The 23478-nt window shown below is 43.4% G+C and carries 23 protein-coding genes; 16 read left to right on the forward strand and 7 right to left on the reverse strand.

Annotated elements, in window-relative coordinates:
- Window positions 1-28: 28 nt before the first annotated feature.
- Complete coding sequence (locus B1A98_RS01215; RefSeq protein WP_063383435.1) at window positions 29-1498, reverse strand: aminotransferase class I/II-fold pyridoxal phosphate-dependent enzyme; 1470 nt, start codon at window positions 1496-1498, stop codon at window positions 29-31.
- 134 nt (window positions 1499-1632) lie between these two features.
- On the opposite strand from B1A98_RS01215, the gene B1A98_RS01220 reads away from it, so the two are divergent.
- Window positions 1633-1905 (forward strand): UPF0223 family protein, encoded by a 273-nt coding sequence (locus tag B1A98_RS01220; RefSeq protein ID WP_041099721.1) that lies wholly within the window; start codon window positions 1633-1635, stop codon window positions 1903-1905.
- 73 nt (window positions 1906-1978) lie between these two features.
- On the opposite strand, the gene B1A98_RS01225 is transcribed toward B1A98_RS01220, so the two are convergent.
- The gene (locus tag B1A98_RS01225; RefSeq protein ID WP_063383436.1) at window positions 1979-2599 is read right to left on the reverse strand and encodes a YktB family protein; all 621 of its coding nucleotides are present in this window, start codon (window positions 2597-2599) and stop codon (window positions 1979-1981) included.
- A 144-nt stretch (window positions 2600-2743) separates the two neighbouring features.
- Between B1A98_RS01225 and B1A98_RS01230 the strand changes: the two genes are divergently transcribed.
- The gene (locus B1A98_RS01230) at window positions 2744-2935 is read left to right on the forward strand and encodes a hypothetical protein (RefSeq protein ID WP_063383437.1); all 192 of its coding nucleotides are present in this window, start codon (window positions 2744-2746) and stop codon (window positions 2933-2935) included.
- A 169-nt stretch (window positions 2936-3104) separates the two neighbouring features.
- Window positions 3105-3899, forward strand: coding sequence for an inositol monophosphatase family protein (locus B1A98_RS01235; RefSeq protein WP_063383438.1), 795 nt, complete (start codon window positions 3105-3107; stop codon window positions 3897-3899).
- Window positions 3900-4023: 124 nt separating this feature from the next.
- On the opposite strand, the gene B1A98_RS01240 is transcribed toward B1A98_RS01235, so the two are convergent.
- Complete coding sequence (locus B1A98_RS01240; RefSeq protein WP_063383439.1) at window positions 4024-4209, reverse strand: YlaF family protein; 186 nt, start codon at window positions 4207-4209, stop codon at window positions 4024-4026.
- A 154-nt stretch (window positions 4210-4363) separates the two neighbouring features.
- Between B1A98_RS01240 and typA the strand changes: the two genes are divergently transcribed.
- Both typA and B1A98_RS01250 read left to right on the forward strand, forming a co-directional pair.
- Window positions 4364-6199: a translational GTPase TypA gene (typA, locus tag B1A98_RS01245; protein ID WP_041099732.1), complete on the forward strand. Its 1836-nt coding sequence runs from the start codon at window positions 4364-4366 to the stop codon at window positions 6197-6199.
- A gap of 51 nt (window positions 6200-6250) precedes the next feature.
- Window positions 6251-6532 (forward strand): YlaH-like family protein, encoded by a 282-nt coding sequence (locus B1A98_RS01250; protein WP_370511050.1) that lies wholly within the window; start codon window positions 6251-6253, stop codon window positions 6530-6532.
- Window positions 6533-6933: 401 nt separating this feature from the next.
- Here the strand turns inward: B1A98_RS01250 and B1A98_RS01255 are convergent, their stop codons facing one another.
- Window positions 6934-7134, reverse strand: a complete 201-nt coding sequence (locus tag B1A98_RS01255) for a YlaI family protein (RefSeq protein WP_041099734.1) — start codon at window positions 7132-7134, stop codon at window positions 6934-6936.
- Between the two features lie 250 nt (window positions 7135-7384).
- Here B1A98_RS01255 and B1A98_RS01260 point away from each other — a divergent pair, with 250 nt between their 5' ends.
- Entirely contained in the window at window positions 7385-7855 is a 471-nt protein-coding gene (locus tag B1A98_RS01260) for a pyridoxamine 5'-phosphate oxidase family protein (protein WP_305954903.1), read from the forward strand.
- A gap of 56 nt (window positions 7856-7911) precedes the next feature.
- On the opposite strand, the gene B1A98_RS01265 is transcribed toward B1A98_RS01260, so the two are convergent.
- A complete protein-coding gene (locus tag B1A98_RS01265; RefSeq protein WP_063383440.1) occupies window positions 7912-8514 on the reverse strand; it encodes a YhcN/YlaJ family sporulation lipoprotein in 603 nt (200 codons plus the stop codon).
- 166 nt (window positions 8515-8680) lie between these two features.
- On the opposite strand from B1A98_RS01265, the gene B1A98_RS01270 reads away from it, so the two are divergent.
- The gene (locus tag B1A98_RS01270; RefSeq protein WP_063383441.1) at window positions 8681-10009 is read left to right on the forward strand and encodes a PhoH family protein; all 1329 of its coding nucleotides are present in this window, start codon (window positions 8681-8683) and stop codon (window positions 10007-10009) included.
- Between the two features lie 56 nt (window positions 10010-10065).
- Here the strand turns inward: B1A98_RS01270 and B1A98_RS01275 are convergent, their stop codons facing one another.
- Window positions 10066-10566: a molybdopterin-binding protein gene (locus B1A98_RS01275; protein WP_063383442.1), complete on the reverse strand. Its 501-nt coding sequence runs from the start codon at window positions 10564-10566 to the stop codon at window positions 10066-10068.
- A 161-nt stretch (window positions 10567-10727) separates the two neighbouring features.
- On the opposite strand from B1A98_RS01275, the gene B1A98_RS01280 reads away from it, so the two are divergent.
- From B1A98_RS01280 to pyc, 3 genes are all read left to right on the forward strand, one after another.
- Window positions 10728-11009, forward strand: a complete 282-nt coding sequence (locus tag B1A98_RS01280; protein WP_041099744.1) for an Fpa/YlaN family protein — start codon at window positions 10728-10730, stop codon at window positions 11007-11009.
- Between the two features lie 146 nt (window positions 11010-11155).
- Window positions 11156-12307 carry an FtsW/RodA/SpoVE family cell cycle protein gene (locus tag B1A98_RS01285; protein WP_041099746.1) on the forward strand — a complete coding sequence of 384 codons (1152 nt, stop codon included), beginning with the start codon at window positions 11156-11158 and terminating at the stop codon, window positions 12305-12307.
- Window positions 12308-12494: 187 nt separating this feature from the next.
- A complete protein-coding gene (gene pyc, locus B1A98_RS01290) occupies window positions 12495-15935 on the forward strand; it encodes a pyruvate carboxylase (RefSeq protein ID WP_063383443.1) in 3441 nt (1146 codons plus the stop codon).
- Between the two features lie 147 nt (window positions 15936-16082).
- On the opposite strand, the gene B1A98_RS01295 is transcribed toward pyc, so the two are convergent.
- Window positions 16083-17009, reverse strand: a complete 927-nt coding sequence (locus B1A98_RS01295) for a COX15/CtaA family protein (protein WP_041099750.1) — start codon at window positions 17007-17009, stop codon at window positions 16083-16085.
- A 382-nt stretch (window positions 17010-17391) separates the two neighbouring features.
- On the opposite strand from B1A98_RS01295, the gene cyoE reads away from it, so the two are divergent.
- The 6 genes from cyoE (at window position 17392) to ctaG (ending at window position 23460) form a co-directional block, all read left to right on the forward strand.
- Entirely contained in the window at window positions 17392-18318 is a 927-nt protein-coding gene (gene cyoE / locus B1A98_RS01300) for a heme o synthase (RefSeq protein ID WP_063383642.1), read from the forward strand.
- Window positions 18319-18406: 88 nt separating this feature from the next.
- Window positions 18407-19492, forward strand: a complete 1086-nt coding sequence (coxB, locus tag B1A98_RS01305; protein ID WP_041099754.1) for a cytochrome c oxidase subunit II — start codon at window positions 18407-18409, stop codon at window positions 19490-19492.
- A 28-nt stretch (window positions 19493-19520) separates the two neighbouring features.
- Complete coding sequence (gene ctaD / locus B1A98_RS01310; protein WP_041099756.1) at window positions 19521-21395, forward strand: cytochrome c oxidase subunit I; 1875 nt, start codon at window positions 19521-19523, stop codon at window positions 21393-21395.
- Complete coding sequence (locus B1A98_RS01315) at window positions 21395-22024, forward strand: cytochrome (ubi)quinol oxidase subunit III (RefSeq protein ID WP_063383444.1); 630 nt, start codon at window positions 21395-21397, stop codon at window positions 22022-22024. Before ctaD ends, B1A98_RS01315 begins: the two co-directional genes overlap by 1 nt.
- A gap of 3 nt (window positions 22025-22027) precedes the next feature.
- On the forward strand, window positions 22028-22360 hold the full coding sequence (ctaF, locus tag B1A98_RS01320; RefSeq protein ID WP_041099760.1) for a cytochrome c oxidase subunit IVB: 333 nt from the start codon (window positions 22028-22030) through the stop codon (window positions 22358-22360).
- Window positions 22361-22548: 188 nt separating this feature from the next.
- Complete coding sequence (gene ctaG / locus B1A98_RS01325; protein WP_041099762.1) at window positions 22549-23460, forward strand: cytochrome c oxidase assembly factor CtaG; 912 nt, start codon at window positions 22549-22551, stop codon at window positions 23458-23460.
- Window positions 23461-23478 lie beyond the last annotated feature (18 nt).

The following is a 23478-nucleotide window of genomic DNA, read 5'->3' on the forward strand; positions in this document are numbered from 1 at the left end:
AGCGGCCGCTTCCGGTTTTTTCGTAGAGTTAGATAATTGCTTTTCGTTCACGGATAACCCGTAAGGTTTTTAAGCTGAAATCTTCCGGACCCTGAACTGGCAAACCGGCTTCTTGGTTTTTCAGAATGTAGGTAAGATTTTCTTCGGTAATAATTTCTCCGGGAATAAAGATGGGGATGCCTGGCGGGTACACCATGACAAACTCTGCAATAATCCGGCCTGCTGATTCTTCAAAAGGCACAACCTCTGTTTCAGCGTAAAAAGCATCCCGTGGCGACAACGCTAACAATGGAATATCCGGGAGAAGCACATCTGTACGAACCTTTGCCTCGGTTCCTTTAAATACATCTGCCATATGGGAAAGGGCGCGGATTAATAATTCCGCCTCTCTTTCAGTATCACCCGGTGTTACAATGCAAAGAATATTATATAAATCAGAAAGCTCCACTTCAATATTATAGTTTTCCCTTAACCAATTCTCTGCTTCATTTCCTGTAATGCCCAGTTGCTTCACGGAAATAATCAGCTTAGTCGGGTCAAAATCATAAGTTGCTTTTGAACCGAGTATTTCTGGCCCTACACAGTACAAATCAGGGATCTCATTGATCTGTTTGCGCATTGAGCCGGCGAGTGAAATAGCCCCGCTGATGAGTTCTTCTCCTTCGATAGCCAGGCGTCTCCGCGCGGCATCAAGGGAAGCAAGTAACAAGTAAGAAGTGGAGGTTGTCGTCAACATACTTAAAATGGTTTGGACGCGTTTGACTGGAACGAGTCCTTCTTTTACATTTAAAATCGAGCTTTGCGTCAAAGAGCCGCCAAGCTTATGCACGCTGGTTGCTGCCATATCCGCACCTGCCTGCATAGCAGACACAGGTAATTTATCATGAAAGTGAATGTGCACTCCGTGTGCTTCATCTACCAGAACGGGCACATCAAAAGAGTGAGCAATTTCCACAATTTGTTTTAAATCACCGGAAATTCCAAAATAGGTTGGGTTGATCACAAGCAAGCCTTTCGCATCAGGATGCTCGTTTAATGCCCTGCTCACTGCATCAGTTGTAATGCCGTGAGAGATTCCGAGGACAGGGTCGATTTCAGGGTGGATAAAAATTGGAATCGCTCCTGAAAAGACGATGGCTGTCATGACGGATTTATGCACATTGCGGGGAACGATAATTTTATCCCCTGGTCCGCAAACAGTCATGACCATAGTCATAATGGCCCCGCTGGTCCCTTGAACAGAAAAAAATGTATGATCCGCTCCAAATGCTTCAGCGGCTAAGTCTTGTGCCTGCTGAATCATTCCTTGAGGATGGTGGAGGTCATCCAGCGGAAAGATATTAATTAAATCGATGGACAGAGCATTTTCCCCAATGAATTGGCGAAACTCAGGATCCATTCCGCTGCCTTTTTTGTGGCCTGGAATATGAAATTGCACCGGTTTTTTAGCGGCATGAGCCTTGAGGCCGGTGAATAACGGTGTATCAAATTGTGACAATTTACTTTTCACCTCATTTATTATAACGTATCTATGTTGTGCAAGAGCTTTAAAAGCACAAGAAATTATAGCATGTTCGTAAAGCTTTGCCTAGAAGGCTGAGTAATATGCAAAAAAAATAGGGGGACAAACAGATGGAATACTCATACCCGTTTTCACCGGATTGGTCAACAGAAGAAGTGATTGATGTGGTCAAATTTTTTGAAGCGATTGAGCGGGCATATGAAGCCGGTGTAAATAAAGAGGAGCTAATGGCGATTTATCGGCGTTTTAAAGAGATTGTGCCAAGCAAATCAGAAGAAAAGCGGCTATGCAATGAGTTTGAAGAAGTAAGCGGCTATTCCTCTTACCGGGCTATACAGCAAATGAAATCAGCTGCTGCCGGAGAAAAAGTGAAAATGAAATAATGGCCGTTTATCAACCGGGCTGCACGAAGAAACATCCCCCTCCTGAAAGATGATTTCAGGAGGGGGATGTTGTTTAAGACAATTTATATAGGGGTATTAATTTTACAAATGCCTCATGGATAAACTCTACTAACTGAGGGCCGGACAGTCGAACGGCTTCCTCCCTCGGCAAGTGGACGCCGCAAAGAATTTCCGATTTTTTAACGGATTGGAGGCGCTGGAACAAATGAAGCAATTGCTCATCAGATAGATCTTTCATTTTGGTTGCTTCTGGTTTTCTGTGATCGTCCGACCACACGAATTCATCAGGAACATGTTTTCGCAAATAGTCGATTTTTTTCTCAAGGAGAGAACCGATCTCTGCTTTATGTGGCGCTTCATCAATTACAGCATACCAAATAAATAAATGCGATTGCCATAAGCCAATTTGAAAGTGAGGATGTTTTTTGTATCCGCGTTTGTTGTCAGCGAATGCAACCCATGTATCATCCGGTGGATTTACAGTTCTGCGGGCGTGCTTAGCCACATGGGAAAACATTTCATTTCCCGCCAGAACGCTCAGTTCCCCGGAGAACTGCTCGCCTAAAAATTCTAATTTCGGCCGAATCGATGCCTTTAAAGCGGTCATTCTTTCATCTAAGCCGGTGATTCGGAAAACATCGAAATCAGCCTGAGTAAAGCCAGTGAAATTCATAAAGTATCCTCCCAATTGTTACTTGAGGATATTTTAACATAAAAAAATGATGAAATAGAAATACTATACAATAGAAACAAATAAAGCAAAGCAGTTGAATGCAATGGAGAAACGATAAGGAGAATAATAAAAGGAGTGTTGACCATGAAACAAGTGATGAATAGTATGCAGACCTATACGCAATCAAAAGAAAAGCTGGCTGTCATTCGATTAGAATTGGATTATGAACTGGCTGTTTTGTATGAAGCAATGGAGGCAAAAAATACCGATCAAATGGAGAAATCAAAGGAGAAGCTGAATATTCTTCGCGAACAAATGCTGAAAATGGAAGCGTAACGAAGAATAGCCATTTAAACAGATGATAAAGACTGCTGATTACTAATGGACGGACTCGCTATTGTGCATAAGGCGAGGCCGTTTTTGTTTTGCAAAAGCAACGAGATATACTATAATTTTAATATGGGCAAAGGGACATTACATAATTTTCCACGTTGGAGGAATAGTTATGGTAAATTGGACGGAAATGGATCAGCGGATAAAGACGTGGATTATGGAGGCTGGCTCTTCTATTCGAGAGTCGTTCAAGCATTCTTTAAGCATTCATACCAAATCAAATCCCAACGATTTAGTAACAAATATTGATAAAGAAACAGAGCGGTTTTTTATTGCTAACATTCGCAAGGTCTATCCTGGCCACCGGATTTTAGGGGAGGAGGGACAGGGAGATGATCTCGCTTCCCTTAAAGGGATTGTTTGGATCATTGATCCAATTGATGGAACGACAAATTTTATCCATCAGCAGCGTCATTTTGCTATTTCAATCGGTGTTTACGAAAATGGAGTCGGACGTTTAGGCTACATTTATGATGTGGCTCATGATGAGTTATATTACGCTGAACGCGGAAAGGGAGCTTATATGAATGGTGTGAGGCTGCCTTCCCTGACAGAAGTGTCCGTTGAAAAAGCGCTTATTGCGCTGAATGCCACATGGCTTGTGAAAAACAGGTATTTCGACGAAAAAAAGCTCGTGAATTTAGCGGTGCAGGTGAGGGGCACACGCTCCTACGGCTCTGCAGCCTTGGAGCTTGCTTATGTGGCAGCGGGTCGGCTGGATGGTTATTTATCTATGAGGTTATCTCCGTGGGATTTTGCAGCCGGGAAACTGTTGGTGGAAGAAGCGGGCGGCTGTGTGACAAATTTGTTCGGTGAAGACCTAAATATGATAAAGATAAACAGTGTGTTTGCTGGAGCTCCGATTCTTCATGGGCGGATATTAGACGAATTTTTATTAAAAGATTAACAAGCAAAAAGGATGAAGCCAGCTGGCTTCATCCTTTTTAATGCGGTTGTTAATCAGTCATCGCCGTCAGTTGACAGCACTAATGAATTTATTAAAGGGCAGAGAGCGCCTCGTCAGCGTTAGCCTATAGCTTCCCGGCTCTTCTCATTTTAGCTTTTGTAGAAAAGCCGAAACCCATAACGGCAAAGAGGGCAACAATGCACAAAATAAGGCCCAGTATGCTTTTTTCTGCTATGGCAACTCCCATGCCGATCATGCAGGATGCAGCAGCAATAGCGAAAAATACAAAAATCCATTTAATCTCTTTCACAACAAGAGCCTCCTTTTTCTTTATTGTACAAGATTTTTTTAAGTAGAGAAACCTTTAATATCAATTAGGATTTCAAAACAACTTGTGATATAATAATTCAGTTACAAAAGCGAATTTTATGAATGGAAGGTTTTATTAGTCAGGAGGAACTAATTTGAATACAAGAACGGATTTAAGAAACATTGCGATCATCGCTCACGTTGACCATGGGAAAACTACTCTTGTGGATCAGCTCCTTAAACAATCAGGCAGCTTCAGAAGCAATGAGCATGTAGAGGAACGTGCGATGGATTCCGGGGATATCGAAAGAGAGCGCGGAATTACGATCCTTGCAAAAAATACAGCCATTCAATATAAAGACACGAAAATTAATATATTGGATACACCTGGACATGCCGACTTTGGCGGTGAAGTTGAGCGAATTATGAAAATGGTCGATGGCGTTCTTCTTGTTGTCGATGCTTATGAAGGATGCATGCCGCAAACACGCTTTGTCTTGAAAAAGGCGCTCGAACAAAATCTGCGCCCGATTGTTGTTGTTAATAAAATTGACCGTGACTTTGCCCGTCCGGAAGAAGTGGTCGACGAAGTGCTTGAATTGTTCATTGAGCTGGATGCGAATGACGAACAGCTTGAATTCCCAGTGATTTATGCATCAGGGATCAACGGAACAGCGAGCACGTCACCTGATAAGCAAGATGAAAACATGGAATCTTTATTTGAGGCTATCGTTGAGCATATCCCGGCACCGGTGGACAATAGTGACGAACCGCTTCAATTCCAAGTAGCCTTGCTTGATTACAACGATTATGTTGGCCGGATTGGTATTGGCCGTGTATTCCGCGGAACGATCACAGTTGGCCAGCAAGTAGCGTTAATGAAAACGGATGGAACAGTTAAGCAATTCCGTGTCACGAAACTATTTGGCTTTATGGGATTAAAGCGGATTGAAATTGAAGAAGCAAAGGCTGGAGATTTAATTGCCGTTTCCGGCATGGAAGATATTAACGTTGGAGAAACGGTTTGCCCGGTCGATTATCAGGAAGCTCTCCCGATTTTGCATATTGACGAACCGACGCTGCAAATGACATTCCTTGTCAACAACAGCCCATTTGCCGGCCGCGAAGGGAAGTTTGTGACGGCCAGAAAGATTCAGGAGCGTCTTGACGCGCAGCTGGAAACAGATGTGAGCCTGCGAGTAGAGGAAACGGATTCTCCGGATGCTTGGGTTGTTTCTGGACGCGGTGAACTCCATTTATCCATTCTGTTGGAAAATATGCGCCGCGAAGGCTTTGAAATCCAAGTGTCTAAACCTCAAGTTATCGTGAAGGAAGTTGACGGAGTACGCTGTGAGCCAGTTGAGCGTGTGCAAATTGATGTTCCTGAAGAATACACGGGCGCTATTATTGAATCATTAGGCTCGCGCAAAGGCGAAATGCTTGATATGATTAATAATGGCAATGGTCAAGTCCGTTTAATTTTCATGGTTCCTGCCCGCGGATTGATCGGCTATACGACGGAATTCTTAACGATGACGCGTGGCTATGGAATTATTAATCATACATTTGACAGCTATCAGCCGATGCAGCCAGGACGCGTAGGCGGCCGCCGTCAAGGTGTGCTTGTTTCTATGGAAGCTGGAAAAGCTTCTCAGTATGGCATCATGCAAGTAGAAGACCGCGGAACCATCTTTGTAGAGCCTGGAACAGAGATTTACGGCGGAATGATTGTTGGCGAGCATACGCGCGAAAATGACTTGACCGTCAATATTACTAAATTGAAGCAGGCGACAAACGTACGGTCTGCTACAAAAGATCAAACGACAACAATGAAAAAGCCGCGTATTATGTCGTTAGAAGAAGCGCTTGAGTACTTAAATGATGATGAATACTGCGAGCTAACGCCGCAATCGATTCGCTTGCGCAAGAAAATTCTTGATAAGAATGAACGGGAGCGGGCAGCTAAAAAGAAAAAATATGAAGAAATTTAATTTGTAAGGGAGAGATAGGGAGTGGAAGGATTAGAACACGTCAGCCCGTTGCTGGGAGCCTTGATTAAAGTGTTCGGGGGAACTTACTGGCCTGTAAGAATTTATTGGCTGGCGATTATATTGCTTTGTGTTCTTGTCTATAACCTCGGCTTTGCCAAGAAATTATCTGTCGGAAAGAATATTATTGTTTATGTGTCGCTTATTGTCGGCTCGCTGCTGCTGCTGATTCTGTCGTACCAGCTGCCTGTTGTAGAGAGCTTGATTGTTGCCGCACTTGTGCTCGGCGTATATAAGTTTAGGCTCAGGATGCATAAGGAAGAGAATCAAAATTAAAACAAGGATGCCTGCTTTTAGGTATCCTTCAGACTGTAGACAAACTCAACGAGAATTGAGTTTGTCCGCGGTCTTTTTTTGTATGTGAATAGAATCTGTTGCTTTCCACTCCAGGCTGCTTCGCTTTCCGCGGGGCGTGCGGCGAGCCTCCTCAGCGCCAGCGCGCCTGCGGGGTCTCGCCTGTCCCGCGGATCCCGCAGGAGTCTTCGCGCCTTCCGTCCCAATTAACGGGGTGTATGAAAAAGGGGGTAGCTGTACAAAAAGCCCGAGGCAGAGATTGATTTCTTTTTTATTGATAATTTGTCGGATACGGGTTTTATGGTAAAGTGCTGTTTTTCTCCACTTTAAAAGGATGCCCGCTTTTAGGCATCCTTTTTTTATGCAGCCATGAAGGTGGCTGTTTACAAAATTTCCTGCTCCTTGCCGGAACGGTAAATCCGAAACTTGCCGGTGGCAATCCGTGCTTGGGTTTTCTCGGCAATTCGTTCGCTGCATTCCGTGCACATATATGTATGGATTGGCCGGTTTCTTAACCGTTTGGCGACAGGGAGCTGATCATCGATTTTTTCAATTTTTTCGCATAGAATACATTTTACTCTCACTTCAGCTACCTCCAGCTTTTTTGCCCATTATACCATGAGTATTGCAGGGGCGTCTTCTAAGATAGCAATGAGATGAAAGCAGTCAAATGTTCTGTATAGGATTTCTATTGTTTATTTAATGAGTAAAAATTTCATTGTGCATAATCCAAAAGAATTTTCAGCTTATAAAACAATAGAGTGAAGAGAAAAAGGGGTAGCACAAATTCGGCATAGTGTAGCCTGTTATGTATAATAAAGACAAAGGGAGGGGATGAATGTGGCTAACAGAATAGAAACTTATTTAATACCGCCGTTGTTTGAGGCATTGCAAGAAGACCGCCTCGTCACAATTGCCACCATTGATAAGGAATCCGGAAATCCGGCTATTCACGCTATTTCCTGGATCCGTGCATTAGACGAGCACACTTTGCGCATTGCTGTGCACAGCCGCTCAAGCATGGTAGAAAACATTAAACAAAATCCGGCAATGGCTATTCACCTATTGGCAAATGAATCAGCCTATGCCATATCCGGCACTGGGAAAATTATTACGGAAAAAGCAGCCGGTGTCCCTGTTCAGACAGCAATTATAGAAATTTGCATTACTGAAATACGTGATGTGATGTTTTACGGGTCGAAAATTATCCTGGAGCCGAAACATGAGAAAACATATGACGAGCAGGCAGCTCAGAAACTCGATCGACAAGTATTAGAAGCTCTCAGAAAAGGAGCGGAAGAGTAAGAAAAGCGACTGTGTCTTTTCTGCTCCGCCGCCGTCAACTTATAGATTGTTCATTCTTACTTATGGTGGTTGGATTGCTCTTCCTGCTGCTTTTCTAATTGGTGCGATTCAGAGGGAGATAATTGTTTCTTTGGCTGTTCAGTTGCTCTTTTAGGCTCAGGCTCTGTTAAATCGCCTGGAACTTCGGGCATGGCGCGTCCAGCAATATCTGCAAGCTCATTGGCTAAGCCTTGCAGCGGCCGTCCATTTTCAATGTCTTGGCCAATCTCCTTGAGGCGGGCATATAAGTCCGGGTCGGCTACTACCACTGCTTCCGCACCATACGGCTGGTGCCTCAGTGCTTCCGCTACGGTGTACTTTATGGAGCCGACTTCTGACCTGTCTAAATTGGCGTCTACATCAATGCCGACAATGGCATATCGCCCCCAAGCTACAGCAGCGGCGTCATTCACTCCCGGCATCGTCCGGGCGGTAGCCGCGAGCCGGCGTCCGGCCTCGCCTAACGAGAGATTGCTTCTGTCAGTTGGAACGCTGTTATTAACTTGGGCTTTATAACGTGCTTCGCCGGTAGTTTGTTCGTTCTTATCTAAAGATGCGTCTTCTTTCTGGGCACACCCGAAAAGAAGAGAGAGAGCGAGTAAAGGAAGTATTCGCTTCATGTGTATCACCTCTTTTATTTATAAATCAACGGTTCTTTATATTTTGCGATTCTCTTCTAATCTTATTCATGCACACATATATTTTTATCAGCCTTGCTATTCGTTGAACCTGGTACCGCTTATTCTCATATAATAAAAAAAGATGAACAAAGCAGGAGGCGTCTCGTTGAGTAAAATTTATGTGCTGGATACCAATGTCTTGTTGCAAGATCCATACGCTATTTTCTCTTTTGAAGAAAATGAAGTTGTTATCCCGGCAGTAGTGCTCGAAGAATTAGACTCAAAGAAAAGATATATGGATGAAATCGGAAGAAACGCCAGACTTGTATCAAAGCTCATTGATAAAATGCGGGAAACAGGGAAACTCCATGAGCGGATTCAATTGGAAAACGGAGGAAGCTTGAGAATTGAATTAAATCATCGTTCTTTTCAAAAGCTGCAAGATGTGTTTTTGGAAAAAACAAATGATAACCGCATCTTGGCAGTCGCCAAAAATTTATCTGTTGAAGAAGAAGAGAAAACGAATGGCCGGGCAGTGATTTTAGTAAGCAAAGACACGCTCGTGCGGGTAAAAGCCGATGCACTTGGCTTGCAGGCAGAAGACTTCTTGAGTGACCGCGTCATTGAGATGAGCGATATATATATGGGATTTTTAGAGATGTATGTACCGAAAGAAGCGCTTGATGTGTTGTACCAAAAAGGGGAGCTGCCGCTTTCTGAAATCGCTCATCATCCTTTTTATCCTAACCAGTTTCTGATCTTAAAAGACGCTCTTGGCAGTTCAGCATCAGCGGTTGGCATAGTGGATGCCAAAGGGAAAATGTTAAAGAAGCTTTTTCATGATGAAGATATTATTTGGGGAATCAAGCCGCGCAATGTTCAGCAAATGATGGCGATTGAATTGTTGATGCGACCTGATATTCCGCTTGTTACCATGGCGGGCAAGGCAGGAACAGGAAAAACGCTCCTTGCTCTTGCGGCAGGGCTTTTGCAAACCGAGGATTTTCATCTGTTTAAAAAATTGCTCGTTGCCCGGCCGATTGTTCCGGTCGGAAAAGATATCGGCTACTTGCCCGGTGAAAAGCAGGAGAAGCTTCGCCCATGGGTTCAGCCGATTTACGACAATCTTGAATTTTTATTTAATACAAAAAAGCCGGGAGAAATTGATCAAATTTTGGCGGGGCTTCATTCGGTGGAAGTGGAAGCACTCACTTATATACGGGGAAGAAGCATTCCTGAGCAGTATATTATTATTGATGAGGCACAAAATTTAACGAAGCATGAAGTGAAAACCATTTTGACGAGGGTTGGCGAACGAAGCAAAATTGTGCTGATGGGTGATACTGCCCAAATCGACCATCCGTATTTGGATGAATACAATAATGGCTTAACCTATGTCATTGAAAAGTTTAAAGACCAGGCCGTTTCAGGCCATATAAAATTGCTCAAGGGCGAACGGTCAGGGCTTGCCCAGCTGGCAGCGGACATTTTATAGAAAGCAAAAAAGCGAGATGCCTTCCATAAGTCGAAGCACCTCGCTTTTTTATTGGCTTAATCGATACGAAACGATGTGACTTTCCTGATCGGTTCAGCCCGGTTTGACCCGTCTTTGAAAAGAACATGGACAGGCCCGTCTTCGCGAAGCGGCTTTCCTTCCTTGGAGAAGGCGAGGATGATTTCGCCGGCTTGCTCTAAAGGCAGCGTAATTTCTTCATCGGCTGTTTCAATAACTAACGACTGGGCATCAGCATCCGGCTCTGCATTTTTCAAAAATGGTTCAAAAGGCATTCCGAAGGTGCCGGTCAATACTTTTTCTTTTTCATACTTTTTCTCGGATTTAATCGTCGGCGGGAAAACAGCGCCTTCTCTGATTTCTTTATCCCAAAACTTTGATACACTCTTCGTGTATTCTTCGTCTTGCAGCAGGCCATTGTCTGCTTCTGTGTCAAAGTATGTATTCAGATCGATGCGGCGGTCGTCAAAAATCCACACACCGGAATCGAGGGTGATAGGAAATTTCACTTTTCCTTTAATACTCATAATTGTATTCATAGGGACACTCCCTTATTTTAAATTAACGTTCCCCATAGATTATAACGCTAGAGTCCTTTCTTGTCAGGGGATAAATGCGAAATTCCTTGCAAATTAGTCGAATTAACGATAGAATTTTATAAGATACAGTCAATTATTGTGCTGAACAGGGGGAGTTAGATGTGGCATCTGAATTAAAAGTCAATCACAGGGAAAAAGCCTACTCTCTATTAGAAGCAGATGCGGGAAAGATTTTGAGACTCATCAAAGTCCAAATGGACAACTTAACGATGCCCCAGTGCCCTCTCTATGAAGAGGTGCTGGACACCCAAATGTTTGGCTTATCCCGTGAAATAGATTTTGCGATTCGTTTAGGTTTGGTCGATGAACAAGATGGAAAAGAACTGATTGATTCGCTTGAACGGGAATTGTCAGCTCTCCATGAAGCATCTACTAGAAAATAAACGGCAAAAAACTCAAACACCTTTTATTGATGTTTGAGTTTTTTTTACATAAGCTCAGGCAGCCGTGCTGTTGATCTACTCGCTGTTGGCTGGATCATTTCAACGCATTCTTTGCAGAAAAGGATGTCAGAGATAGGAAGATTTATATGTGGAAAAAAATCATACGATCATACGATTACTCGCTTATCGCAGCCTTTTTTCTTCTTTGCCTGTTCGGACTGATGATGATTTACAGTGCAAGTTCAGTCACAGCCGTCCAGCGCTATGAAGTAGCGAGCGATTATTTTTATAACAAGCAAAAAATTCATATTATCGCGGCCTCTGTTTTCTTTTTTGCGGCAGCTCTCTTTCCATATAAAGCCTATAAAAATAGTAAATTTTTATTTGCAATCGTAGCAGGCATCATTGGAATGCTCGTTGCTTTGATGATATTTGGAACGATTTCGAACAACGCGCGAAGCTGGATTCGTTTTGGCGGCATGAACTTGCAGCCTTCTGAATTCGCCAAGCTGGTAATCATTATTTATATGTCAGCCATTTATGCCAAAAAACAAAAATATATTAACTCCTTTAATAAAGGGGTCACGCCGCCGGTTATTTTACTCGTGTTTTTATGCACCTTGATCGCTGCCGAGCCTGATTTTGGGACAGCCTTTATTATTTTTCTTATTGGCTGTACGATCATTATTTCTTCGGGCATGCGCTTTAAAAGCATGTGGAAGCTGGTCGTGCTTGGCCTGATGGCTGCTCTGGTTCTTTCCCCGCTTATTCTTTTGAAGAAAGATAAGATCTTTACGGAGGAAAAGATCAGCCGGATTACCGGTTATCTTGATCCTTTTGAGCACCAAGAGGGGGACGGGTATCACCTTGTCAACTCTTATCTTGCTATCGGCTCTGGAGGAGTAACCGGCAATGGACTCGGCCAAAGCGTACAAAAGCTAGGGTATTTACCTGAGCCGCACACCGACTTCATTATGGCTGTTATCTCAGAGGAGTTGGGTCTATTAGGCGTGTTCATTGTTATTGGGGGATTAAGTTTTATTGTACTAAAAGGAATTTATATATCGATAAAGTGCCAAGACCCATTTGGAAAGATGATGGCTGTCGGCATTTCCAGTATGATCGCTATCCAAGCGGCTATTAATCTTGGCGGGGTAACGGGATTGATTCCAATTACGGGAGTTCCGCTGCCTTTAATCAGTTATGGAGGCTCTTCACTCATTTTGTTATCTGTTTCACTTGGGGTTCTTGTTAATATTTCAATGTTTACCAAGTACGAACAGCTTTATAAAAAATAACGCTCATTTGTTAGTGGCAAGCTTTGTTAATCTGAGAGGCTGATTCTTTTCTGGCTCCTTCCTGCCAAACGACCGTTTGGCAGGAACGGACCGAAAAACCAGCAAGAGATTTTAACGCAGCATAGTAGTAAAAAGGTTCATTTCAATGAGCCTTTTTATATATATTTACTCGCACAACAGGGGAGAGATGAAAATGAGAAAAATCAGTAAAGTACTGGTTGCTAACAGGGGGGAAATCGCGATCCGCGTATTTCGCGCTTGTACAGAACTGCGCATCCGTACAGTGGCCATTTACTCAAAAGAAGATTCAGGCTCTTATCATCGCTATAAAGCCGATGAAGCTTATCTTGTCGGCAAAGGCAAAAAGCCGATTGAAGCCTATCTTGATATTGAGAACATTATTGAGATTGCCAAGCAAGCGGAAGTTGATGCGATTCACCCGGGGTATGGTTTTTTATCAGAAAATATCGAATTCGCTAAACGCTGTGAGGAAGAAGGCATCATTTTTATCGGTCCTAAATCCCAGCATTTAGATATGTTTGGTGATAAAGTGAAGGCCAGGTTTCAAGCACAGCAGGCAAACATTCCGGTCATCCCGGGTACGGACGGCCCAGTCTCCTCTCTTGAAGAAGTAGTGGCGTTTGGCCGGGAGCACGGCTTTCCTATTATTATTAAAGCTGCGCTTGGCGGCGGCGGCCGCGGCATGCGGATTGTCAATAGCGTTGAAGAGGTGCGTGAAGCCTATGAGCGGGCAAAGTCCGAGGCGAAAGCGGCTTTTGGCAGCGGCGAGGTATACGTTGAGAAGTTTGTTCAAAACCCTAAGCATATCGAGGTGCAAATTCTCGGAGACCATGATGGGAACATTATTCACCTTTATGAGCGGGACTGTTCCGTGCAGCGCCGTCATCAAAAGGTAGTAGAAGTCGCTCCATGTGTATCATTGCCAGAAGATTTGCGCAATGGCATTTGTGAAGCAGCGGTTCAGCTGATGAAAAAAGTAGATTATTTAAATGCGGGAACCGTAGAGTTTCTCGTTGCAGATAACAAGTTCTATTTTATTGAAGTCAATCCGCGTGTTCAGGTGGAACATACGATCACAGAAATGGTCACGGGAATCGATATTGTCCAATCGCAGATTTTGATTGCTGAAGGCCATTCTCTTCACAGTGAGAAGGTCGGAATTCCTCAACAGGAGGGGATCACTGTTCATGGGTACGCGATTCAGTCGCGTGTTACGACAGAAGATCCGTTAAATGATTTCATGCCAGATACAGGAAAAATTATGGCTTACCGTTCCGGCGGCGGCTTCGGTGTCCGGCTGGATGCAGGGAATGGGTTCCAAGGGGCCGTGATTACTCCTTACTATGATTCGCTGCTTGTGAAAGTATCTACGCAAGCGCTCACTTTTGAGCAGGCGGCTTCTAAGATGCTGCGAAACCTTCAGGAGTTCCGGATTCGCGGGATTAAGACCAACATTCCTTTCCTGGAGAATGTCATGCGGCATGAAGACTTTATTACAGGAAATTATGATACCTCCTTTATTGATACAACTCCGGAATTATTTGTGTTTCCGAAGCGGAAAGACCGGGGAACTAAAATGCTCAATTATATCGGCAATGTAACACTGAACGGTTTTCCGGGAATCGAAAAGAAGAAAAAGCCGCTCTTTGAACCGCTTGCTGTTCCGAAAGTCGGCTTGGAGCCAGCTTCGCCGGGCACAAAACAGATTTTGGATGAAAGGGGCGCTGATGGGCTTGTTGATTGGGTCAAATCCCGCTCTGAAGTGCTGCTGACGGATACAACTTTCCGCGATGCCCATCAATCGCTGCTGGCTACACGTGTACGCACGAATGATTTGCTTCGAATCGCCGAACCGACTGCTAAATTGCTTCCGGACATGTTCTCGCTGGAAATGTGGGGAGGAGCTACGTTCGATGTGTCCTACCGCTTTTTGAAGGAAGATCCTTGGAAGCGTCTGACTGCTTTGAGGGAGAAAGTGCCGAATGTGTTATTTCAAATGTTGCTTCGCGCTTCCAATGCCGTTGGCTACACGAATTATCCGGATAATGTGATCCGCGAGTTTGTGGATCAATCTGCCGCTTCCGGCATTGATGTGTTCCGCATCTTTGACAGCTTAAACTGGATCAAGGGAATGGAAACAGCCATTGATGCAGTCCGCCAAACAGGCAAGATTGCTGAAGCCTCTATTTGCTACACAGGTGATATTGATGATCCGTCCCGTCCAAAATACAGCATTCAGTATTATAAAGACATGGCAAAGGAGCTGGAAAATCAAGGAGCGCATATTCTTGGCATTAAAGATATGGCAGGTTTGTTGAAGCCGCAGTCCGCTTACCGGTTAATTTCTGAATTGAAAGCGACTGTTGATCTTCCGATTCATCTTCATACGCATGATACGAGCGGAAATGGCATTTATATGTATGCCAAGGCGATCGAAGCGGGAGTGGATATTGTTGATGTAGCGGTCAGCACAATGGCTGGCCTCACTTCGCAGCCGAGCGCCAATACGCTTTGTTACGCCTTAAAAGGAACAGAGCGGGAGCCTTCTGCCAGCATTGATTCTTTAGAGCAGCTATCCCAATACTGGGAAGGTGTCAGACAGTATTATCAGGATTTTGAAAGCGGCATGGTCGCTCCGCACACAGAAATTTACAAGCATGAAATGCCTGGAGGACAATACAGCAACTTGCAGCAGCAGGCGAAAGCGGTAGGGCTCGGCGATCGCTGGGAAGAAGTGAAAGACATGTACAGCCGCGTTAATTTAATGTTCGGGGACATTGTCAAGGTCACTCCTTCTTCTAAAGTAGTCGGTGACATGGCCTTGTTTATGGTACAGAATAACTTGACAGAAGAAGAAGTGCTGGAAAGGGGAGACAAAATTGACTTTCCGGATTCCGTTATTGAATTGTTTGAAGGATACTTGGGCCAGCCGTACGGCGGATTCCCGAAACAGCTTCAAAAAGTAATTTTAAAAGGGAAAGAGCCTTTGACGGTTCGTCCAGGGGAGCTGCTTAAGGATGTCGACTTTGACGCCATTCGAGAAGAGTTGTCCAACGAATTTGACCGCCAAATAACCGATCACGATGTTATCGCTTATGCCTTGTATCCAAAAGTATTTACGGATTACATTAAAACAGTCGACCAGTTTGGTGATGTGTCCGTACTGGATACGCCGACGTTCTTGTATGGAATGAGGTTAGGCGAGGAGATCGAAATTGAAATTGAAACGGGCAAAACATTAATTGTCAAGCTTGTTTCCATTGGGCAGGCACAAACAGACGGTACCCGCGTGGTGTATTTTGAATTAAATGGCCAGCCGCGTGAGATAGTGATTAAAGATGAAAGCATAAAATCTTCAGTTGCTTCTAAAATAAAAGCAGATCCGAAAAATGAAAGCCATTTAGCCGCCACAATGCCGGGAACGGTGATCAAAGTGCTTGTGGAAAAAGGAGAGAAGGTCGTTCAGGGAGATCATTTAATGATTACCGAAGCGATGAAAATGGAGACAACCGTTCAAGCCCCATTCTCAGGAACGGTGAAAAACATCCATGTCCAAAACGGTGAAGCTATTTCTACTGGTGATTTGCTGATTGAAGTAGAGCGATAAACAAACAAGCGGGCCCTGTGCCCGCTTGTTTTCGCTTTGCTTCTTTCACTAGCTATTTCCGGCGGAAAGCGAAGGGCCGGGCACAGACATCAGCAACTCCGATTCATAAAAAAAAACAGCAGGCAAACTGGTTTGCCTGCTGTTTTTTTATGAAACTTTTGAAACCTTGTTTGTGCTGGTTTTACTTCTTGAGATAAGAAGGATTAAATAACAGAGCAAACCGAACAAGCAAGAAATAAATAAGGCATGAGCTAATGCTACATATAAATTAACCTTCGTAAAAATAATAATTGCGCCCGATATAACTTGCAAGGAAACGAGAGAACAGGCAATGACCCATCCCCAATAAATGACCCGCTGCTGTTTATAATGTTTGATTGCCATCATAGTAATATAGACAATCCACAAAAAGATCAAACCTGCTGCCAGACGATGCCCCATTTGAATCCATTGATAGCTATTGAGTGACATAAAAGGGCTGCCGTTTAAGCAAAAAGGCCAGTCAGCGCAAGCAAGGCTCGCTTTCGTATGCCTGACAAGCGCCCCGGTGTAGACTACTAAATAGCTGTAAAGTGTAACGCCGATAGTATGCCATTTCATCCGCTTGTCAATAACTAAAGAAGAAGCATCAAACTTTTGGTCAACCTCAAAGATCAAGAGAGTTAAGAGCAGAACAGCTGAAAACGAAATAAGAGAAATGCCGAAATGAAGGGCCAGAACGAAATCGCTTTGTCCCCACTTTACGGCTGCTGCTCCAATTAACGCTTGGGCAATCAAAAAGAGCGTAGACGTAGCGGCGAGAAATTTAGTTTCCCGCTTATGGCCAATCAGCCGCCAAGAAAGAACCGATAAGGCCACTACCAGCAAGCCGGCTACACCAGATACTAGCCGGTGCGATAGTTCAATAATTGTTTCCATTGTGATTTCTTCAGGAATTAATTGCCCATGGCATAGCGGCCAGTCATTTCCGCATCCAAGTTCGGAACCTGTTTTGGTTACAAGCGCGCCGCCAAGCAGAACAAGAAGCATGACGAACGTTGTCACAACCGCCAGCCATTTTAAAGAGCGTTGCATGTTTTTCACCTACTTATCTATAATGCAAAAGGGGATTATAAAAGCGTTCATCTTCTCGATAATACAGAAGATGCGCTGAAAAGACAACTTGTAAAATTATTTGGAAATGTTATGCTTATACATAAAGACAGCAGTGGATCAAGCTAGTTGAAAGGCTGGTTAAATAAGCTTAGCGATCCACGATATTCATTATCCTATAAAACCAAATTGATAGGAATAGTGCTTATTCAGCCGACACAAATTCGACATAATTAGTTCATTATGTGTTCACAAAAAAACAAGCTGATATGATTTAATATGGAATGAACAGTGGTTTTGGTGCAGTTTGGTAAAGGAGATAAAAGCTCCGTCAGTTATATCCAAAGACAGACCGCTTGTTTTTATGAGAGGGGGGAAAAAGGTGTCACGTGCCACAACTACGATGGGGAATAGCGAGCTTCCGGAAACAACAGCTGTGAAGGATTTCTTTGCACTGATTAAAATTGGAATCGTGAATTCTAATTTGATCACTATTTTCACAGGGCTATGGCTGGCAATCGTTTTTAACGGCCTGCACTTTCTAACTCAGCTGGACACGGTTTTTTACACACTGATCGGATCATCTCTAATTATCGCAGGGTCTGCCAGTTTAAACAACTTTATTGATCGGGACATTGACCCGCTGATGGAGAGAACGAAAGGACGTCCGACAGTTACAGGAAAAATAAGCTATCCAAAAGTGATGACAATTGGTCTCGCTTTCATTATTATCGGAACAGCCTTCTTATTTCTAACAACATTTACAGCCGGTATCATTGGTTTAATAGGTGTGTTCAGTTATGTTGTTGTTTACTCAATGTGGTCTAAACGCCGTCATGTCAGCAACACAATCGTTGGGAGTATTTCCGGTGCTGTACCGCCGCTGATCGGCTGGGCAGCTGTTGATCCAGGCTTGGATGTTGTTGCTTGGATGCTGTTTTTAATCATGTTTATTTGGCAGCCTCCGCATTTTTACGCACTTGCCATGAGACGGTGCGAAGAATACCGGGCCGCCGGCATTCCTATGCTGCCGGTCGTAAAAGGCTTTTCTGCCACAAAGCGCCATATTGTGATATGGGTGCTGGCTCTGTTGCCAATTCCATTTTTTATGACATCACTTGGCACAGCCTTTGTCGTATTGGCGACAGTTTTAAATATAGGGTGGCTTGTCCTTGGGGTAACCGGGTATAAAATGAAGGATGACCTCAAATGGGCAAAGTGGATGTTTATTTATTCATTACAGTATTTAACTGTCCTGTTTGTAGCGATGGTTATTTTTACTGTTATCTAACTCACAGGAATTCTTTCTTGTCAAAGAAATCCATATATAAGCTCATATTGCTGCAGAAATTCATAAGAAAGAGGGGTTTAATTAAGCTATGAAAGATAGGCTAACTAAATGGCGTCTTTTATCAGTCTTCGCGGTATTGGCACTTGCACTGTCAGGCTGTGGCGAGCCATTCCTTTCCACACTCAAGCCTGCCGGTGACGTGGCTAAACAGCAATACAACCTGATGATTCTAAGCACGGTCATTATGGTAACAGTTATTGCTGTCGTTACGGTCATTTTCGTTCTTGCCATTACTCGCTTCCGCCGTAAAAAGGGCGACGAAAACAAAATTCCTAAGCAAGTGGAAGGCAGTCATTTGCTCGAAATCATTTGGACAGTTATTCCGATTATCCTTTTGCTGATTCTTGCCGTGCCGACTGTTACGGCTACATTTGATCAGGCAAACGTAAAGGACATGGATAAAAAGCCAAAGAAAGATGGAACACGTGATGCACTTGTTGTTAACGTGCGTGCAAATCTTTACTGGTGGGAGTTTGAATATCCTGACTACAAAGTAATGACGTCCCAGGAACTCGTTGTTCCAACTGATCAAAAAGTATACTTTAACTTAAAGGCATCTGATGTAAAGCATTCATTCTGGATTCCTGCTGCAGGTGGAAAGATGGATACGAACACGGATAACGTAAACAAATTCTGGCTGAAATTCGACAGCGATAAATCAGAAGAAGCCGGTAACTTGTTCTATGGAAAGTGTGCGGAGCTTTGCGGTCCATCCCATGCTTTGATGGATTTTAAAGTAGAAACTAAATCACAAGATGACTTTAAACAGTGGATCAGCACTATGCAGTCCGCGAAACCGGCAGCTCCAACTGATACAGCTGCAGTAGAGGGACAAAAGCTCTTTGAACAAAACTGTTTAAGCTGTCACGCAACAAGCCCAGACGATTCTCGTCCGGAGCAAGCAAGACTTGCCCCGAACTTAGCGACGTTTGGTGAGCGTTCACGCATTGCCGGAATATTGGATCATAACGAAGAAGAGTTGAAAAACTGGATTCGCGATCCTGAAAAATATAAGCCAGGCAATAAGATGACAGGCACTTATAAACAATTGAATGAACAAGAGCTTGATCAATTAGCAGCATACTTAATGAGCTTGAAAGTAGAAGAACAATAAGGAATAGAAAAAGAAGGAGGTAAAACCGTTGAGTACCATTGCACAAAAACGAGGGTTCGCAAGTACGGTATGGGACTATTTAACAACAGTCGATCATAAGAAAATTGCGATTCTTTATTTAATCGCGGGCGGAATCTTTTTCCTAATGGGCGGCGTGGAAGCAATGATGATACGGGCTCAGCTAGCTGTACCGAATAATGATTTCGTCAGCGCGGGCTTGTTTAATGAATTGCTTACTATGCACGGTACAACAATGATTTTCTTGGCAGCAATGCCTTTATTGCTTGCCTTTATGAATGCTATTATGCCGCTGCAAATCGGGGCGCGCGATGTAGCGTTCCCATTTGTTAACGCTCTTGGCTTCTGGCTGTTTTTCTTCGGAGGATTATTCTTAAACTTATCATGGTTTTTAGGCGGCGCTCCTGATGCAGGCTGGACTTCTTACGCGTCATTGTCACTTGCTTCAGAAGGGCATGGAATTGACTTCTATGCTTTAGGTCTGCAAATTTCAGGTTTCGGTACGTTAATGGGGGGAATTAACTTCCTCGTTACAATCATTAACATGCGTGCTCCGGGCATGACGTACATGAGAATGCCGTTGTTTACATGGACAACATTCGTAGCTTCTGCATTAATCTTGTTCGCGTTCCCGCCGCTGACTGCTTCTATCTTTATGTTAACGTTTGACCGTATGTTCGGTGCGAACTTCTTTAACGTAGCAGCAGGCGGTAACACAATTATTTGGGAACACTTCTTCTGGATCTTCGGACACCCGGAAGTATACATTTTGATTTTACCGGCTTTCGGTATTTTCTCAGAAATCTTTTCAACTTTCTCAAGAAAACGTCTGTTCGGATATTCCTCTATGGTATTCGCAACTGTATTGATCGGTTTTCTTGGATTCATGGTATGGGCTCACCATATGTTCACAGTCGGACTTGGTCCGGTAGCTAACGCGATTTTCGCGGTTGCAACAATGGCGATTGCTGTACCTACAGGTATTAAGATCTTTAACTGGCTTCTCACTATTTGGGGAGGAAGCATTAAATTTACTGTACCAATGCTTTATGCCGTTGCCTTTATTCCGTCTTTCGTAGCGGGTGGGGTAACAGGGGTTATGCAAGCGGTAGCTCCAGCAGACTATCAATATCATGATTCATACTTTATCGTTGCCCATTTCCACTACGTTATTGTTGGTGGGGTTGTGTTTGCCCTATTAGCGGGTACGCACTTCTATTGGCCAAAAATGTTCGGTACAATGTTAAGTGAAAAAATTGGGAAGTTTACTTTCGTTTTCTTCTTCATCGGTTTCCATTTAACATTCTTTGTTCAGCATTTCCTTGGTTTAATGGGTATGCCTCGTCGTGTTTGGACTTTCCTTCCAGGTCAAGGACTTGACACTGGTAACCTTGTGAGTTCAATCGGAGCCGCATTCATGGCAGTAGGGGTTATTTCCCTGTTGATTAACGTGGTTATTACATCTGTGAAAAATGAAAGAGTCGGCAACGACCCTTGGGAAGATGGCCGTACATTAGAGTGGGCGATTTCTTCACCAGCTCCATTCTACAACTTTAAGCAGCTTCCGCTTGTTCGCGGACTTGACGCTTACTGGTTAGAGAAAATGGAAGGCAAGACAACATTGACTCCGGCTGAGCCGATCGGCGATATTCATATGCCGAACAGTTCATTCGTTCCATTTGTTATTTCACTTGGTCTATTCATTGCTGCTTTCGGAGCAATGTACCATGTAGATGACAAGGCATGGGCGCTTCCAGTCTTAATTGGCGGATTAGTGATTACATTTGGTGCCATGATTTATCGTTCATTGAAAGATGATCACGGCTTCCATATTCATAAAGAAGAGTTAATGGAAGAAAATGATGACAAGGGGGTTAAGGCATAATGCAAGCTGAAGAAAAATTCACACCCCAAACTTGGCCTGAATCACCTGAAAAAGCAACGCTTGAAGGAAAAAATAAATTTCTAGGTTTCTGGCTGTTTCTAGGTGGAGAGACGGTTTTGTTCGCCTCTCTCTTCGCTACCTATATTGCATTGAAAGATAAAGTACCAAGCCCGGATCATATGCTGGCAAAAGATCTATTTGAATTGCCGCTTGTGTTCGTAATGACTATGCTCTTGTTAACAAGTTCATTAACAAGCGTATATGCCATGTACCATATGAAAAACTACAACTTTAAGAAGATGCAGCTTTGGATGTTAATTACTGTTATCCTTGGTCTTGGCTTTTTAGCTTGTGAGTTTTATGAGTTCCATCATTACTACACTGAATACAACCACACGTTTACTAGCAGTGCATTTGGTTCCGCTTTTTACACATTAACTGGTTTCCATGGCGCTCACGTTATCTTTGGATTAGTCTGGATGATTTTGTTAATGGTTCGGAATGCAGGCCGCGGATTAAGCCTTTACAATGCGCCTAAATTTTACTTGGCAAGCCTTTACTGGCACTTTATCGACGTTGTATGGGTATTTATCTTTACGGTAGTATACTTAATGGGAATGGTGGGATAATTGATGGTAAATAATCAATCGAATTCAAACAACCCAAGACTCAATTATGATTACCGCCGCAAGAAAAATGCAGAAGGCATGAGAATCCAAGTAGCGACATTTACGTTGATGATCTTCTTCACGGTCGTTTCTTTCGTAGCAGTAGCTGCGGATTTCTCTAAATGGTTCGTTGTTCCATTTATTTTATTGCTGGCAGTTGTTCAAGTAGGTTTTCAATTGTATTACTTCATGCATATGAGTGAGAAAGGGCACGAAGCACCTTCCTTGTTTATGTGGTCAGGCGTTACGATAGCTTTTGTTACCGTTTTGGCCTTCATGACAATCATTTGGTGGTAATATAAACTTGCCGTTCAAGTGTTTATAGTCTTGCAAAAAGCCGGTTCTTTATGGAACCGGCTTTTTGTTTCAAGCGAGCCTTATCTGATGATGTTGTCATGAACTTGTCAATTCAGGACATTGCTTGGGGAATTTGGGAACGTTATAATGTAAGCAGGGCATTGAAAATAATATCGAGGTGAAAGGAAATGCCGATAAGTATTTTTGGATTTCAAGCGCTGTGGAGTCCTTATTTTTTGGCGCTGCTACTATTGCTGACGGTTCTTTATTTCTTCGTAACGATTAAATGGAGAAATAAGTTCGAGGGCAGTGAGCCATTAAAGAAGCATCAGGCAGCTTTATTTGTAACGTCCATGGTCGTACTATATGCCGTAAAGGGCTCTCCGATTGATTTGCTCGGGCATATTATGTTTACGTATCATATGATTCAGATGGCTATTCTCTATTTAGTTGTGGCCCCTTTATTCTTAAGAGGTGTGCCGTGGTGGGTTTGGAAGAAGGTTATTGATCGTCCGGTAATCAAGCCGGTATTTAACTTTTTTACAAAGCCATTGATCGCTTTAGTGTTGTTTAACGGCCTATTTTCTATTTATCATTTGCCGATTGTTTTTGATTACATTAAGATGAGCATGGTTCTCCATACTCTGTATACAATTGGATTGTTCATTTTTGCGCTCTTTATGTGGTGGCCGCTAGTGAATGATATGCCGGAAGGAAGAAAATTAAACGGTCTCAAAAAAGTGGGATATATTTTTGCCGATGGTGTGCTATTAACGCCGGCCTGCGGCTTGATTATTTTTGCTTCTGCACCGGTATACGCCACATACAGCGATGCAGGCGCTTGGCTGCAAGCAATGGAGCTTTGTGTCCCAACTTCCACTTTACAAGGCCTGTCCTTAAGCGGACCTGAACTGTTTTCAAGCATGCCGGTAATGGAAGACCAGCAGCTTGGCGGCGTTATTATGAAAATTATCCAGGAAATTGTATATGGATGCATGCTTGCTTTTGTATTTTTTGAATGGGTTCGTAAAGATAAAGAGGAGACAGAAAAAATGACCGCCGCTATGATGAATAATCATCAACCGGATTATACGAAATAACCACAGGAAGGAAATGAA

Source organism: Pseudobacillus badius, from assembly GCF_002189605.1.
GTDB classification, from domain to species: Bacteria; Bacillota; Bacilli; order Bacillales; family Domibacillaceae; genus Pseudobacillus; species Pseudobacillus badius.